15 protein-coding genes are annotated in these 14,683 nt (G+C 67.5%); 4 read left to right on the forward strand and 11 right to left on the reverse strand.

Features of this window, described 5'->3' with window-relative positions; translation table 11 throughout:
* Nucleotides 1-18: 18 nt before the first annotated feature.
* Nucleotides 19-930 carry a LysR family transcriptional regulator gene (locus tag Q0P59_RS04630; RefSeq protein ID WP_295004056.1) on the reverse strand — a complete coding sequence of 304 codons (912 nt, stop codon included), beginning with the start codon at nt 928-930 and terminating at the stop codon, nt 19-21.
* A 105-nt stretch (nt 931-1,035) separates the two neighbouring features.
* Here Q0P59_RS04630 and Q0P59_RS04635 point away from each other — a divergent pair, with 105 nt between their 5' ends.
* The 3 genes from Q0P59_RS04635 (at nt 1,036) to Q0P59_RS04645 (ending at nt 3,209) form a co-directional block, all read left to right on the forward strand.
* Complete coding sequence (locus Q0P59_RS04635) at nt 1,036-1,743, forward strand: pirin family protein (RefSeq protein WP_295004058.1); 708 nt, start codon at nt 1,036-1,038, stop codon at nt 1,741-1,743.
* A 31-nt stretch (nt 1,744-1,774) separates the two neighbouring features.
* Nucleotides 1,775-2,329 carry an NAD(P)H-dependent oxidoreductase gene (locus tag Q0P59_RS04640; RefSeq protein ID WP_295004060.1) on the forward strand — a complete coding sequence of 185 codons (555 nt, stop codon included), beginning with the start codon at nt 1,775-1,777 and terminating at the stop codon, nt 2,327-2,329.
* 79 nt (nt 2,330-2,408) lie between these two features.
* Nucleotides 2,409-3,209 carry a response regulator gene (locus Q0P59_RS04645; RefSeq protein WP_295004062.1) on the forward strand — a complete coding sequence of 267 codons (801 nt, stop codon included), beginning with the start codon at nt 2,409-2,411 and terminating at the stop codon, nt 3,207-3,209.
* Nucleotides 3,210-3,242: 33 nt separating this feature from the next.
* Here Q0P59_RS04645 and Q0P59_RS04650 read toward each other — a convergent pair whose 3' ends face one another.
* Complete coding sequence (locus tag Q0P59_RS04650; protein ID WP_295004064.1) at nt 3,243-3,782, reverse strand: PaaI family thioesterase; 540 nt, start codon at nt 3,780-3,782, stop codon at nt 3,243-3,245.
* 63 nt (nt 3,783-3,845) lie between these two features.
* Between Q0P59_RS04650 and Q0P59_RS04655 the strand changes: the two genes are divergently transcribed.
* The gene (locus Q0P59_RS04655; protein ID WP_295004066.1) at nt 3,846-4,319 is read left to right on the forward strand and encodes a MarR family winged helix-turn-helix transcriptional regulator; all 474 of its coding nucleotides are present in this window, start codon (nt 3,846-3,848) and stop codon (nt 4,317-4,319) included.
* A 22-nt stretch (nt 4,320-4,341) separates the two neighbouring features.
* Here Q0P59_RS04655 and Q0P59_RS04660 read toward each other — a convergent pair whose 3' ends face one another.
* The 9 genes from Q0P59_RS04660 to tkt all read right to left on the reverse strand — a co-directional run bounded on the left by Q0P59_RS04660 (nt 4,342) and on the right by tkt (nt 14,596).
* The gene (locus tag Q0P59_RS04660) at nt 4,342-4,890 is read right to left on the reverse strand and encodes a hypothetical protein (RefSeq protein ID WP_295004068.1); all 549 of its coding nucleotides are present in this window, start codon (nt 4,888-4,890) and stop codon (nt 4,342-4,344) included.
* Nucleotides 4,887-6,017: an exo-alpha-sialidase gene (locus Q0P59_RS04665; protein WP_295004070.1), complete on the reverse strand. Its 1,131-nt coding sequence runs from the start codon at nt 6,015-6,017 to the stop codon at nt 4,887-4,889. The genes Q0P59_RS04660 and Q0P59_RS04665 overlap by 4 nt, the downstream gene beginning before the upstream one ends.
* Nucleotides 6,018-6,117: 100 nt before the next feature.
* Nucleotides 6,118-7,182, reverse strand: a complete 1,065-nt coding sequence (gene fba / locus Q0P59_RS04670) for a class II fructose-bisphosphate aldolase (RefSeq protein WP_295004072.1) — start codon at nt 7,180-7,182, stop codon at nt 6,118-6,120.
* A gap of 43 nt (nt 7,183-7,225) precedes the next feature.
* Nucleotides 7,226-8,659 carry a pyruvate kinase gene (gene pyk / locus Q0P59_RS04675; RefSeq protein WP_295004074.1) on the reverse strand — a complete coding sequence of 478 codons (1,434 nt, stop codon included), beginning with the start codon at nt 8,657-8,659 and terminating at the stop codon, nt 7,226-7,228.
* Between the two features lie 71 nt (nt 8,660-8,730).
* Entirely contained in the window at nt 8,731-9,915 is a 1,185-nt protein-coding gene (locus Q0P59_RS04680; RefSeq protein ID WP_295004076.1) for a phosphoglycerate kinase, read from the reverse strand.
* A gap of 21 nt (nt 9,916-9,936) precedes the next feature.
* Nucleotides 9,937-11,013 carry a glyceraldehyde 3-phosphate dehydrogenase NAD-binding domain-containing protein gene (locus Q0P59_RS04685; RefSeq protein ID WP_295004078.1) on the reverse strand — a complete coding sequence of 359 codons (1,077 nt, stop codon included), beginning with the start codon at nt 11,011-11,013 and terminating at the stop codon, nt 9,937-9,939.
* Nucleotides 10,976-11,434: a hypothetical protein gene (locus Q0P59_RS04690; RefSeq protein WP_295004080.1), complete on the reverse strand. Its 459-nt coding sequence runs from the start codon at nt 11,432-11,434 to the stop codon at nt 10,976-10,978. Before Q0P59_RS04690 ends, Q0P59_RS04685 begins: the two co-directional genes overlap by 38 nt.
* 96 nt (nt 11,435-11,530) lie before the next feature.
* Nucleotides 11,531-12,559, reverse strand: coding sequence for a type I glyceraldehyde-3-phosphate dehydrogenase (gene gap / locus Q0P59_RS04695; RefSeq protein ID WP_295004082.1), 1,029 nt, complete (start codon nt 12,557-12,559; stop codon nt 11,531-11,533).
* Between the two features lie 33 nt (nt 12,560-12,592).
* Nucleotides 12,593-14,596 carry a transketolase gene (gene tkt / locus Q0P59_RS04700; protein ID WP_295004084.1) on the reverse strand — a complete coding sequence of 668 codons (2,004 nt, stop codon included), beginning with the start codon at nt 14,594-14,596 and terminating at the stop codon, nt 12,593-12,595.
* Nucleotides 14,597-14,683: the final 87 nt, after the last annotated feature.

Consider the following 14,683-nt stretch of genomic DNA (forward strand, 5'->3'; position numbering starts at 1 on the left):
CCGGGCCCGGCCGGGCGCCTACAGCCCGTGCGTCAGGTCTTGTACGGTCGCTGTCTCAGCCAGCTTTTCCAGGAACCAGCGCAGCGCCAGCCCCTCCTGGCGATTGCGCCAGGCGATGTTGATCGGCAGTTCGTGGCGCGGATCGGCCAGCGTCTTTTCGACCAGCCGGCCCGCCGCGATCTCCGGCGCCGCCAGCCAGCGCGGCAGGTGGCCGATGCCCAGGCCGGCGATCTGGGCGCTGGCCTTGGCACGGATGTCTGGGACGCGCAGCGTGTCCTGTCCCTCGATCAGCCCGACGGTGCGGGCATCCAGCTCGCGCGAGGTGTCGGCGATGACGACCGCGCGATGGCGCAGCAGCTCCTCGCGGGGGATGGCGCCCTCCCAGGCGGCCAGCGGATGCCCCGGCGCGATGGCGAAGACGAACTCGGTGCGGCGGACCAGCGGGCGGCTCGATATGCCGCTGAACGCCGGCTGGTCGCCGGGGGCGCCGATGGCCAGGTCGGCCCGCCCGGTGAGCAGGGCGTCCCAGGTGCCGGCGAGCACCTCGGCGTTGATCCGGATCTGCGTCGGGTGGCCTGCCGCATAGAATTCCTCCAGTAACGGAAACAGGCGCTCGACCGGGATGATCGCATCGAGCGCGATGCGCAGTTCCGCCTCCCAGCCGTCGGCGATGCGCTGGATGCGGCGTTCGAGATCGCTGGCGGCGCGCAGCAGGTGGCGGCCGTCTTCGAGCAGGGTGCGGCCGGCCGGGTTGAGCGTGGCGCGCCGGCCCTGGCGCAGGAACAGCGTGACGCCCAGTTCGTCTTCCAGCTTGGCAACGGCGTGCGACAGCGCCGACGGTACGCGATGCAGCGCGGCGGCCGCCGCCGTGAAGCTGCCGTGCCGTTCGATGGCGTCGAGGATGTGCAGGAGTTCGAAGGAAATCTTCATGTGAATCTTATTGAACGATAGTGCCGAAATAATTCGCCGATGTGAATCGAACTCTAGGCCTATTATGGAAACAAAGCTATACGATCAATTCACAAAGGAATTTCCATGATCCGCGTGCGACCCTCCGGCGAGCGCGGCCAGGCCGACCATGGCTGGCTGCGGGCCAGGCACAGTTTCTCCTTCGCCGACTATTACGACCCGGCCGAAATGGGCTGGGGCGCGCTGCGCGTGATCAACGAGGACCGCGTCGCGCCGGGCACCGGCTTCGGGCGCCACGGCCATCGCGACATGGAAATCGTCACCTATATCCTCGCCGGTTCGCTGGAGCACCGGGACAGCCTGGGCAACGGCGGCATTATCCGGCGCGGCGAGGTGCAGCGCATGAGCGCCGGCACCGGCATTCTGCACAGCGAATTCAACCCCTCGGCGGACGAGGAAACCCACCTGCTGCAGATCTGGATCGAACCGGCGCTGCGCGGCACGGCGGCGAGCTACGAGCAGCAGGTGCTGGCGGTCGATGCCATGCGCGGCAGCTGGCGGCTGGTCGCCTCGCCGGATGGCGCCGACGGCAGTACCACCATCGGCCAGGATGCCCGCCTGTGGGCCAGCCTGCTGCCGCCCGGGCAAACCCTAGCCTACGCGCTCGGCGAGCGTCGTCTGGCCTACGTGCACGTGGTCCGCGGCAGCCTCGCGCTGAACGGCGTGGCCCTGTCCGGCGGCGACGGCGCCAAAGTCGCAGAAGAAACCGATTTGCGCTTCGTCGCCGACGAAGAAGCGGAAATCCTGTTGTTCGACCTTCCTCCCAACGATTGAACCCTCCCATTTTTCCCCGAAAGGAATCGCCATGAGCAAAACTGTCGTCGTCTATCACTCCGGCTACGGTCACACCGAACGCGTCGCCCGCTTCGTCGCCGAAGGAGCCGCCGCCGAGCTGCTCGCCATCGACGCCGAAGGCAACCTGCCGGAAGGCGGCTGGGACCAGCTGAACGCCGCGGACGCCATCATCTTCGGCACGCCGACCTACATGGGCGGCCCGAGCTGGCAGTTCAAGAAGTTCGCCGACGCCTCGTCCAAGAACTGGTACGTCCGCGCCTGGCAGGACAAGGTCTTCGGCGGCTTCACCAACAGCGCCAGTCCGGTCGGCGACAAGGGCGCGACGATGATCCAGCTGCAGACCCTGGCCTCGCAGCACGGCGGCCTGTGGGTCAGCCTCGGCATGCTGCCGTCCAACACCAAGGCGGCGACCCCCAATGACAGCAACCATCTGGGCGGCTCGGTCGGCCTGCTCGTGCGCTCGCCGTCCGATGCCGGCGTCGAGGAAGTGCCGCAGGGCGATCTCGATACCGCCAAGGCCTACGGCCAGCGCGTCGCCGCCGTCGCCGCCCGCCTGCGCGCCTGATCCCTCCTCGCCCCGGGGTGAAAAAAGCCGCGGGGCGCTGCTATAGTGGGACCATTCCCCTTTGCGTCGGAGTGGTCGCATGGCAATGATTACGTCACTGACCGAGTTGTCGGTCCTGCTCGTCGAGCCATCGTCCATGCAGGCCAACCTGATCGGTCGCATGCTGGCGCACCAGGGCACCCGGCAGGTCCGGGTGGTCGACACGGCCAGCGCCGCGCTGGCGGCATTGCGCACCGAACACGACAATACCGTGGTGATCAGCAGCCTCTATCTGCCCGATCTGGCGGGAACGGAGCTGGTCATGGCGATGCGTGCCGAGGTCGCGCTGGAGTCCGTGCCCTTCATCCTCGTTTCCAGCGAAACCCGGCCGCAGGTGCTGGAGCCGGTTCGCCAGTCTGGCGCCTGCAGCATCGTCGCCAAGCCCTTCAACGAGCAGCAGTTGTCCCGTGCCCTCTATGCAGCGGCCGACTACCTGAGCCCGCCCGAGGATATCGACACCACGGAAATCGAGAGCCTGCGCGTCTTGCTGGTCGATGACAGCCTGGCCTCGCGCCGCCACCTGCACCGCCTGCTCGCGGAACTGGGCATCGAGCGCATCAACGAGGCGGTGAATGGCAAGGAGGCCGTGGAATTGCTGCAGACGACCATGGTCGACCTGGTGATCACCGACTACAACATGCCGGAAATGGATGGCCGCGAGCTGACCGAATACATTCGCACGCAGAGCTGGCAGGCCGCGGTGCCCATCCTGATGGTGACCAGCGAGCAGAACATGGGGCGGCTGGCGGCCGTCGAGCGGGCCGGCGTTTCCGCCATCTGCGACAAGCCCTTCGAGGCCGGCAGCATCCGCCGCCTGATCAGCGAGGCGCTGACGCGCTGAGCCGGGCTTGCCGCCAGCACCCCTTCTTTCGTTTTACCGCCGCAACTCGAAGACCAGGCAGGTCGTGCTGGCGTGGGCGTACAGCGTGCCGTCCGGCCCGACCAGGCGGGCCTGCGCGGTCGCCAGCTGGCGGCCGCAATGGACGATCTCGCCGACGGCGCGCACGCGCGTCACCTTTCCGGGCTGGATGGCCTTGACCAGGTTGATCCCGAGTTCGGCCGTGGTGTAGGCGCGCCCGGCGGGCAGCGAACTGTGCACCGCGCAGCCGAGCGCCGAATCGAGCAGGGTCGCGTACCACCCGCCATGCACCGTGCCCATCGGGTTCAGGTGGTCCATGCCCGGCGTGCCCTGGAACACGGCGCGGCCGGCGCCCACTTCCAGCAGAATGAAGTCGAGGGTGCGGGCGATGCTGGCGTAGGGGATGTCGCCATTGAGCATCGCCTGCATCAGCTGCAGCCCGCTCCAGTCGGCGACCATTTGCGGGTCGGCCTGGCCCGGCCCGGGGCCGGCGTCGACGCGCTGGCGGACCAGGGTTTCTTCGGCCAGCCAGTTTTCCAGGGTGTTCGTCTGCATGATGTCTCCTTGAGGTTGATTGTTGTATATGCAACTATTGCGGATGCAATCATAATCTCATCCATGTCGCTTGCAAACCCCCTTCCCGAACGCCCGCAGGGCTGCACGAACCTCAAGCTGCGTCAGCTGATGCGCCGCGTGGGGGCGGTCTTCGACCAGGAAATGGCGCGCAGCGGCCTGCGCGGCACGCAGTATTCCTTGCTCTCGCATGTGATCAAGCTGGGGCCGCTGCGCGCGGTCGACCTGGCGCGCGCCATGAAGCTCAGCACCTCGACGCTGTCGCGCAACCTGCAGCCGCTGGTCGCCGCCGGCTGGGTACAGGTGCGGCCGGGAACGGATGCGCGCAGCCGCCTGATCGTCGCCAGCGAGGCCGGCCGGGAAAAGCGCAAGGAGGCGCAGGCGATGTGGCGGGTGGCGCAGGAGCGGGTCAATGCCATGCTCGGGCCGGAGCGGGTGATCGCCCTGCATGTCTTGCTCGACGATTCCCTGTTGCGCCTCGAGGAGGCCGGCGCGCCGGAGGGCGGCGACGAGGAGTGAGCCGCGGTGGCCCGGGGGCGTTCTAGCGCCGCCGGGAAGCCAGGAGGCGCACCATCCACTGCCGCGCGACAACCGCCGTTGCCAGCAGGATCAGCAGCGGGTCGAGCAGGGCATCCCACAGGTTGGCGAAGACGCCGCCGGCGTAGGCCAGCAGATCGAGCGCCAGGATGATCAGCCAGGCGTCGAGGCGCTTCCACCACAAGACCAGGCCGAGCGGCAGTAGCGCCGCGACCGCGGGCCAGGGCCGGTAGCCGAGGGCATGGAGATCGAGCGGACCCCAGCCGAGCGCGGTCAGCAGCAGGGGAATGGCGCAGGCCAGCAGGCACAGGGCGGCGCGGTACGACAAGGGCGAGGGCGTGCGCTGGGCCAGTTGGAGCAGGGCGAGCAGCAGCAGCGTCAGCGACGGCGGGCCGAAGACGGCGAGCATGAAGGGCGCGATGCCGACCAGCAGCGCGACGGCGGTGGCCGCCAGGGCGGCGCGCGGGCGCAGCGTGCCGAGCGGCAGCAGGGCGGCCAGGGCGCCGAACACCAGGGCATGGGCGAGCAGGCCGTAGGCGGCGCTCAGGTTCATGGCCGGCTCCCGTGCAGCCAGGCTTCGTTGAAGGTGGCGTGGCGGATGCCCTGCCGCCGCCAGGTGTAGCTCAGGTGGATGCGACCGTCGCGCGTTTGCAGCAGGGCCGGAAAGGCGAATTCGGCGCCGCCGTCGGCCGCCGCTTCGACCGTCCCGGCGTGCCGCCAGGTATTCCCGTCGTTGTCCGATGTCCAGAGATGCAGGGCCTCGCGGCCTTCCGGCGCATTGCCGGCGAGCAGCAGGCTTCCCCCGGCCAGGCGCAGCAGGGCGACCGGCGCGTCCGGGTTGGGCAGTTCGGCGCGTCGCCCGGCCTGCCAGGTTGCGCCGCCGTTGTCGGTGCGCAGCGTGGCGCGCCCGGCCTGGCCGCCGCCTTCGCGAACGACGGCCAGGGCCCGGCGCTCGTCGAGGGCGGCGATGGCGGGTTGCCGATTGGCCTCTTCGTGCGCCAGGCGGACCTTGCCGACGATGGCGCCGGTCGCCGACAGGCGGAGCCAGGTGCTGACGCCGCCGGCCAGGCGAAGGTCGCCGGGCAGGCCGATGCCGCCGTCGGCCAGGGCCACGGGCGAGCCGCCCAGGCCGCTGCCCAGGCCGCCGAGCGGCGAGGTGGCGAGGCGCTCGAGGCGTCCCCAGCTGCGGCCGCCATCGGTCGATGTGGCGTGCACGATGCTGCCGCCCGCCCACTGGCCCAAGGGGAGTGCCTCGACCCACAGGTGCAGCCAGCCGCCCTCGGCGTGGAGCAGCGGGCGGCCCAGCCGGTTCAGGTGCATGAAGGTGGCGGCGGCGATGTGTTCCCGGCTGAGCGCCCGGGTCGGCGTGCTCCAGCCGTCGCGTCCGAGCGTCGACAGCCAGATCGCCGCCACCGACGCGTCGTCGTCCGGGCCGCTCAGCCAGGCGACGGCGACTCGTCCGTCGGCCAACTGGGTCAGGGACGATGCGCCGGCCATCGGCGCGGCGACCGGCAGCGCGACGGGTGACGGGGCCTGCGGCGCTCCGCCGCCGGCCTTGTGTTCCGGCACGACGAAAGCGGCGGGCGGCAGGTCGGACGAGGGCCAGAGCACGGCCAGGAGGGCCAGCAGGAAGAGCCCGGCCGCCGCCCAATGCAAGTGCTGGTCGGAAATCCGGGTCATGCGGCGTGGCGTCTCGGCAAGGAAGGGACTTTTCTCGGGTGGCGGGGGCGCAACAAAAAGGCCGCATGCAGCGGCCTTTCCGTGGCTGGTGCGCGCTGGCTCAGCGGACGATCTGGTTCAGCTCGCCCTTGGCGTAGCGCTCGGCCATCTTGTCGAGGCCGACGGCCTTGATCTTGCTGGCGTTGCCGGCGGTGCCGAAGGCTTCGAAGCGCGCAATGCAGATCTTTTTGGCGGCTTCGCGGGCCGGCTTGAGGTAGTCGCGCGGGTCGAACTTGTCCGGGTGCTCGGCCAGGTAGCGGCGGATGGCGCCGGTCATCGCCAGACGGATGTCGGTGTCGATATTGACCTTGCGCACGCCGTGCTGGATGCCCTTGACGATCTCCTCGACCGGCACGCCGTAGGTTTCCTTCATGTCGCCGCCGAATTCGCGGATCTCGGCGAGCAGTTCCTGCGGCACGCTGGAGGAGCCGTGCATCACCAGGTGGGTGTTCGGGATGCGGGCGTGAATTTCGGCGATGCGGTCGATGGCCAGGATGTCGCCGGTCGGCTTCTTGGTGAACTTGTAGGCGCCGTGGCTGGTGCCGATGGCGATGGCCAGCGCGTCGCAGTTGGTCTGCTTGACGAAGTCGGCGGCCTGCTCGACGTCGGTGAGCAGGTCTTCGCGGGTCATGTGGCCCTCGGCGCCGTGGCCGTCTTCCTTGTCGGCCTTCATGGTTTCCAGGCTGCCCAGCACGCCCAGCTCGCCTTCGACGGAAACGCCGATGCTGTGGGCGAATTCGACGACCTTGCGGGTGACTTCGACGTTGTATTCGTAGCTGGCGACGCTCTTGCCGTCGGCCTGCAGCGAGCCGTCCATCATCACCGACGAGAAGCCGGACTTGATCGCGGCCATGCACACGGCCGGCGACTGGCCGTGGTCCTGGTGCATGACGATGGGGATGTGCGGGTAGGCTTCGAGGGCAGCCAGGATCTGGTGGCGCAGGAAGGGCTCGCCGGCGTATTTGCGGGCGCCGGCCGAGGCCTGCATGATCACCGGAGCGTCGACCTGGTTGGCGGCTTCCATGATGGCCCAGACCTGTTCCATGTTGTTGACGTTGAAAGCGGGCAGGCCATAGCCGTTTTCGGCGGCATGGTCGAGCAGTTGGCGCATGGAAACGATCGGCATGGGAACTCCTGTTCAGTAATTTGTAGCTGGTGAATTATGTATTTTAGTTGATTTGATGCTCGCCGACGCGGACGATCTTCAGCGTGTTGGTGCCGCCGGCGCTGCCGATCGGCTCGCCGATGGTGAGCACGATCAGGTCGCCCTTCTCGACGACGCCGCGGTCGATCAGCAGTTGCTCGGCCTCGGCCAGCAGGCGGTCGCGGTCGCTGTGGTGCTGCGCCATGAGCAGCGGGTAAACCTCGCGGTAGAGCGCCATCCGGGCGACGGCCCCGGCGTCCGGGGTCAGCGCGTAGATCGGCACGCCGCAGTTGATGCGGCTCATCCACAGCGCGGTCGATCCGGACTGGGTGAGGGCGGCGATGGCCTTGACCTTGAGGTGGTGCGCCGTCCAGATCGCGGCCATGGCGATCGACTGGTCGATGCGGGTGAACACGCGGTCGAGGAATTCGCGGTCGAGGGTGACCTCGCTCGAGCGTTCGGCCTCGACGCAGATGCGCGCCATCGACTCGACGGTCTCGACCGGGTATTTGCCGGCAGCGGTTTCGGCCGACAGCATCACCGCATCGGTGCCGTCGAGCACGGCATTGGCCACGTCGGAGACTTCGGCGCGGGTCGGCACCGGCGAGTGGATCATCGATTCCATCATCTGCGTCGCGGTGATGGTCAGCTTGTTCATGTCGCGCGCCATGCGGATCATCTTCTTCTGCAGCGCCGGCACGGCGGCGTCGCCGACCTCGACCGCGAGGTCGCCCCGGGCGACCATGACGCCGTCCGAGGCATCGAGGATCTCGGCCATGTTGCTGACCGCCTCGACGCGCTCGATCTTGGCGATCAGCACGGCATCGCTGCCGGCGGCGCGCAGCAGCTGGCGGGCCATGTACATGTCGGCGGCGCTCTTGGGGAAGGAGACGGCGACGAAATCGACGCCGATCTGCGCCGCCGTCTTGATGTCGTCCATGTCCTTGGCGGTCAGCGCCGGGGCGGTCAGGCCGCCGCCCTGGCGGTTGATGCCCTTGTTGTTGGAGAGGTCGCCGCCGACCAGCACGCGGGTGTGGATCTCGGTGCCGCGGACGAGCAGCACCTCGAGCTTGAGGCGGCCGTCGTCGAGCAACAGGATGTCGCCGCCGACCACGTCCTTGGGCAGGTCCTTGTAATCGAGGCCGACGCGCTCCTGGTTGCCGAGCGGGCAGCCCGCGTCGAGGATGAAGGAATCGCCGATGCCGAGCGTGATCTTGCCGTTCTCGAACTTGCCGACCCGGATCTTCGGGCCTTGCAGGTCGCCGAGGATGCCGACGCTGCGGCCGTACTTGGCGGCGGCGGCGCGAATGCCGTCAGCGCGCGCCTTGTGATCCTCGGCGGTGCCATGCGAAAAATTCATGCGGACGACGTCGATGCCGGCCTGGACCAGGCGTTCGAGAACTTCCTGGGAGGATGAGGCGGGGCCGAGCGTGGCAACAATTTTTGTGTGGCGGGACATGTCTCTTCCTAATTTGGTTCTTTTAGGTACAACCCCGTCGGCCTCGTGTCGAGGCCGACGGTTCGCGAGGGCTACTTTGCAGCGCGTTCTTCAAGAATCGCAATCGCCGGCAGCGTCTTGCCTTCGAGGAATTCCAGGAAGGCGCCGCCGCCGGTGGAGATGTAGCCGACGTCGTCGTGGATGTGGAACTTGGCGATGGCGGCCAGGGTGTCGCCGCCGCCGGCGATGGAGAAGGCCTCGGAGTGGGCGATGGCGGAGGCCATCATCTTGGTGCCGCCGGCGAACTGCGGCAGCTCGAAGACGCCGACCGGGCCGTTCCACACGATGGTGCCGGCGTTGGCGATGATTTCGGCGAGCTTGGCGGCGGTCTTCGGGCCGACGTCGAGGATGCGGTCGTTGGCATGCACGTCGTCGACCGAGATCTTGTTGGCGCGGGCCAGGGCGGAGACTTCGTCGGCGACGACGACATCGGTCGGCAACGGCACTTCGGCGCCGCGCTCCTTCATGATGTCCATGATGGCGTGGGCTTCCTTGACCAGGTCGGGTTCGGCCAGCGACTGGCCGATGCGCTTGCCGTCGGCGAGCAGGAAGGTGTTGGCGATGCCGCCGCCGACGATGAGCTGGTCGACCTTGTCGGCCAGCGACTTGAGGATGGTCAGCTTGGACGACACCTTGGAGCCGCCGACGATGGCGACCAGCGGGCGCTTCGGATTGTGCAGGGCCTTGCCCAGGGCGTCGATCTCGGCGCCCATCAGGATGCCGGCGCAGGCCACCGGGGCGTACTTGGCGATGCCATGGGTGGTGGCTTCGGCGCGGTGGGCAGTGCCGAAGGCGTCATTGACGTAGATGTCGCACAGCCTGGCCATCTTCTGCGCCAGTTCGTCGTTGTTCTTCTTCTCGCCCTTGTTGACGCGGCAGTTCTCGAGCAGAACGACTTCGCCCGGCTTGACCTCGAAGCCGCCATCGACCCAGTCGGTGATCAGGCGCACCGAGGTGTGCAGCATCTGGCCGAGGCGCACGGCGACCGGCATCAGGCTGTCCTCGTGGGTCAGCTCGCCTTCGGTCGGGCGGCCGAGGTGGGAGGTGACCATGACCGCCGCGCCCTTTTCCAGGCAGTACTTGATCGACGGCAGCGAGGCGCGGATGCGGGTGTCCTCGGTGATGTTGCCGGCTTCGTCCTGGGGCACGTTCAGGTCGGCGCGGATGAAGACGCGCTTGCCGGAAACATCGAGGTCGGTCAGCTTGATGACGTTCATGGTTTATCTCCTGAGTTTTGGTTAGGTTGGATTCTGTGGCCAGTGGCGCGACCAGTGGTCGGCCACTTCGAGCATGCGGTTGGCGAAGCCCCATTCGTTGTCGAACCAGACGAAGAGGTTGACCAGGTGGGTGCCGGCGGTGCGCGTCTGACTGCCGTCGACGATGGCCGAATGCGGGTCGTGGTTGAAGTCAATCGAGGCGTGCGCCGCCTCGGAGTAGGCGACCAGTCGCTTGAGCGGGCCGCGCGCCGCGTTGGCGAGCAGGGCGTTGATGCTGTGCGCCGAGACCGGGCGCTGGGTGCTGATGGTCAGGTCGATGGCCGAGACGTTGGTGGTCGGCACGCGGATGGCCTTGGCCTGGACGCGGCCGGCCAGCTGCGGGAGCAGGCGCTCGACGCCGCGCGCCAGCCCGGTCGACACCGGGATGATGGACTGCATCGCGGAGCGGGTGCGCCGGAGGTCGTCGTGGTGATAGCCGTCGATCAGCGGCTGGTCGTTCATCACCGAATGCAGGGTGCTGAGCAGGGCCTGTTCGATGCCGACCTCGCGGTCGAGCAGGTCGAGCAGCGGGACGATGGCGTTGGTCGTGCACGAGGCGGCCGAGACCAGCTTTTCCTCGCCGCTCAGGCTTGCCTGGTTGATGCCGGCGATGATCGTCGCATCCACGTCGTCGGCGCTGGCGCCCGGGTGCGACAGCAGCAGGCGGGGCGCGCCGGCATCGAGGAAGCGGGTCAGTTCGCCGCGCCGGGCGTAGGCGCCGGAACATTCGACGACGAGGTCGATGTCGCGCCAATCGACCTCTTCCGGCGTGCTGGCGTGACTGACCCGGATGCCGCGGTTGTCGATCAGCAGCTTGCCGTCAACGGCCTCGACGAGGCCGGGAAAGCGGCCGTGCGTCGAGTCGTAGCGGGTCAGGTAGGCCATGCTTTCCAGGTTGGCCGGTTCGTTGATGGCGACGACCTGCAGCGGGTGCGCGACCGGGGACTCCAGCAGCGCGCGCAGGAAGCAACGGCCGATGCGGCCGTATCCGTTGATGGCAAGTCGTTTCGGTTTCAGCAACTTACTTGGCGGCCTGGGCCGGCTCCTTCTTGGTTTCATCGCCCTCGGCGACGCCGGTTTCATTGGCGTCGTAATGCACTTCGGCGACCTCGAGCGGTTCCTTGGCCGAACAGCTCTTGTAGCGGCCGAAACCGAAGGAGCTGAAGTCGGAGTAGAAAATAACCACGCCCTGGCCCTTGAAGTGCTGGTTGGTGCGTGCCTTGTCGATGCCGAAGTAGAACGGGATGGCGTGCTTGCCGGTGCAGTAGGCGGTTTCGGAGCTTGGTTTGCCGAGGATGGCAGCGGCTTCCGCGTACTTCATGCCCGGTTTGATCCTGGCGAACGGGCTATCGGTCGGCGGGTTGCCGGTGACGATGGCTTGCTCGCCTTCGGCGGGTTTCTTTTCATCTGCCGCCAGGGCGGGCAGGGTCAGGGAAAGGCAAAGAGCTGCGGCGGTGAGGCGGGCGAAACTGAGGTTCATCTCGATCTCCTGTTGGGCAGTGGGGTACTTCGGCTCTCTCCGGCTTGAAACGACTCGCCCCGCGAGTGCGGGGCGAGGGGAACAGCTTATTTTTATTTACTTGGCGGCCATCCAGGCGCGGGCAGCATCGAGCATGCGGCAGGAGTAGCCCCACTCGTTGTCGTACCAGGCCAGGACCTTGACCAGCACCGAGCCGTCTTCGCCCTTGATGACGCGGGTCTGGGTGGCGTCGAAGGTCGAGGACACGGTGGTGTGGTTGAAGTCGGACGACACCAGCGGCTCGTTGTTGACGTCGAGGATGCCCTTCAGCGGGCCGTTGGCGGCGGCGGTCATCAAGGCGTTGATTTCTTCCTTGGTGGTGGCGCGCTCGGCGGTGAAGGTCAGGTCGACCAGCGAGACGTTGATGGTCGGCACGCGCAGCGCGAAACCATCGACCTTGCCGACCAGTTGCGGCAGCACCAGGCCGACGGCCTTGGCGGCGCCGGTCTTGGTCGGGATGATGTTGGCGGCGGCGGCGCGGGCGCGGCGCAGGTCCTTGTGGCGGACGTCGACGGTGACCTGGTCGTTGGTGTAGGCGTGGATGGTGGTCATCAGGCCCTGCTTGATGCCGATGGCGTCGGACAGGATCTTGGCGACCGGGGCCAGGCAGTTGGTCGTGCAGGAGGCGTTGGAGACGACGGTCATGTCGGCCTTCAGCGCGCCTTCGTTAACACCCATGACGATGGTGGTGTCGACGTCGTCGCCGCCCGGGGCGGAGATCAGCACGCGCTTGGCGCCTTGCTCGAGCAGGGCGGCGGCCTTGGCCTTGGTGGTGTAGGCGCCGGTGCATTCGAGCAGCAGGTCGACGCCGTGCTTGGACCAGTCGATGTCCTTCGGGTTCTTGGTCGAGTAGAAGGGGATCTTCTTGCCGTCGATGATGATGACGTTTTCACCTTCGGTTTCCACGGAGGTGCGGAAGCGGCCGTGCGTGGTGTCGTACTTCAGCAGGTGGGCGTTGGTGGCCAGATCGCCGGAGGCGTTGATCGCCACGACGTCGAACTCGTTCTGCAGGCCTTGTTCGTAGATGGCGCGCAGCGTGCAGCGACCGATACGACCGAAACCGTTGATTGCAACCTTGATAGCCATGGATTTATTTCCTCTCTGCGTTTGAATATTGAATCAGGACAGCAGCGCCTTGGTCGTGGACACGACGTTGGCGACAGTGAAACCGAACAGGTCGAAGAGCTGGCCGGCCGGGGCGGATTCGCCGAAGCGGTCGATGCCGACCACGGCGCCGTGCAGGCCGACGTACTTGCGCCAGAAGTCGGAGTGCGCCGCTTCGATGGCGACGCGCGGGACGTGGCTGCCCAGCACCGCAACGCGGTATTCCTTGTCCTGGCGGTCGAAAACGTTGGTGCAGGGCATCGACACCACGCGCACGGCGATGCCTTCGGCGGCCAGCGCGGCCTGGGCGTCGAGCGCCAGCTTGATCTCGGAACCGGTGGCGATCAGCACGGCCTTCGGTTCGGCGACATCGGAGAGGATGTAGCCGCCCTTGGCGATGTCGGCATCGGCAACCTTCTGGGTCACGGTCGGCAGGTTCTGGCGCGACAGGGCGAGCACGCTCGGGCCGTCGGCGCGTTCCACGGCGGCGGTCCAGGCGATGGCCGTCTCGGTGGCGTCGGCCGGGCGCCAGACATCGAGGTTGGGGATGATGCGCATCGACGGGATGTGCTCGACCGGCTGGTGCGTCGGGCCGTCTTCGCCGAGGCCGATGGAGTCATGGGTGTAGACCATGATCTGGCGCTGCTTCATCAGCGCCGCCATGCGGATGCCGTTGCGGGCGTAGTCGGAGAAGACCAGGAAGGTCGCGGTGTAGGGCAGCAGGCCGCCGTGCAGCGCGATGCCGTTGGCGATGGCGGTCATGCCGAACTCGCGGACGCCGTAGTAGCAGTAGTTGCCGCCTTCGGTGCGGGTGACGCCCTTGCTGCCCTTGACGAAGGTCAGGTTGGAGCCGGCCAGGTCGGCCGAGCCGCCGAAGATTTCCGGCACGGCCGGGACCAGCGCGGCGATGGCGTTCTGCGAGGCCTTGCGGGTGGCGATGTTCTCGGCCTTGTCGCGGCAGGCGGCGATGTAGGCGGTCTTGGTGGCTTCCCAGGTGGCCGGCAGTTCGTTCTTGACGACGCGGCGCTCGAATTCGGCGGCTGCGGCCGGGAAGGCCTCGCGGTAGGCGGCGAAGCGCTGGTCCCAGTTTTCCTGGAAGACGGCGCCGGCCGGCTTGCGGTTCCAGGCGGCGTAGACGTCGTCGGGAATCTCGAACGGGGCGTGCGGCCAGCCGATGAACTCGCGGGCGGCGGCGATCTCGTCCTTGCCGAGCGGCGCGCCGTGGCAGTCGTGCGAACCCTGCTTGTTGGGCGAGCCCATGCCGATGGTCGTCTTGCAGCAGATCAGGGTCGGCTTGTCGGTCACCGCCTTGGCGGCGAGCAGGGCCTTTTCGACGGCGTCGGCGTCATGGCCGTCGACGGCGGGGATGACATGCCAGCCGTAGGCTTCGAAACGCTTCGGGGTGTCGTCGGTGAACCAGCCCTCGACGTGGCCGTCGATGGAAATGCCGTTGTCGTCCCAGAAGGCGATCAGCTTGCCCAGGCCGAGCGTGCCGGCCAGCGAGCAGGCCTCGTGCGACACGCCTTCCATCAGGCAGCCGTCGCCGAGGAAGACGAAGGTGTGGTGATTGACGATCTCGTGGCCCGGCTTGTTGAACTCGGCGGCCAGCACCTTCTCGGCCAGCGCGAAGCCGACGGCGTTGGTGATGCCCTGGCCGAGCGGGCCGGTGGTCGTTTCGACGCCCGGGGTGTAGCCGTATTCCGGGTGGCCCGGGGTGCGGGCATGCAGCTGGCGGAAATTCCTGATGTCGTCGATCGACACGTCGTAGCCGCTAAGGTGCAGCAGGGCGTAGATCAGCATCGAGCCGTGGCCGTTCGACAGCACGAAGCGGTCGCGGTCGGCCCACTGCGGGTTGGCCGGGTTGTGGCGCAGGTGGCGGCGCCACAGCACTTCGGCGATTTCGGCCATGCCCATCGGGGCGCCGGGGTGCCCGGAATTGGCCTGCTGGACGGCGTCCATGGCGAGGGCGCGGATGGCGCCGGTCAGGGGGGAAAACTTGGGGGTGTTGCTGACGCTCATGTCCGGAAATCCAGCCTGCTGAAAAGCCTAAATTATCCGGGAAAACCCTCTTTTTGGGTAGGGCGGGAGGCCAATAAGGCAGGCTTT

The organism is uncultured Dechloromonas sp. (assembly GCF_945957265.1).
Lineage (GTDB): Bacteria > Pseudomonadota > Gammaproteobacteria > Burkholderiales > Rhodocyclaceae > Azonexus.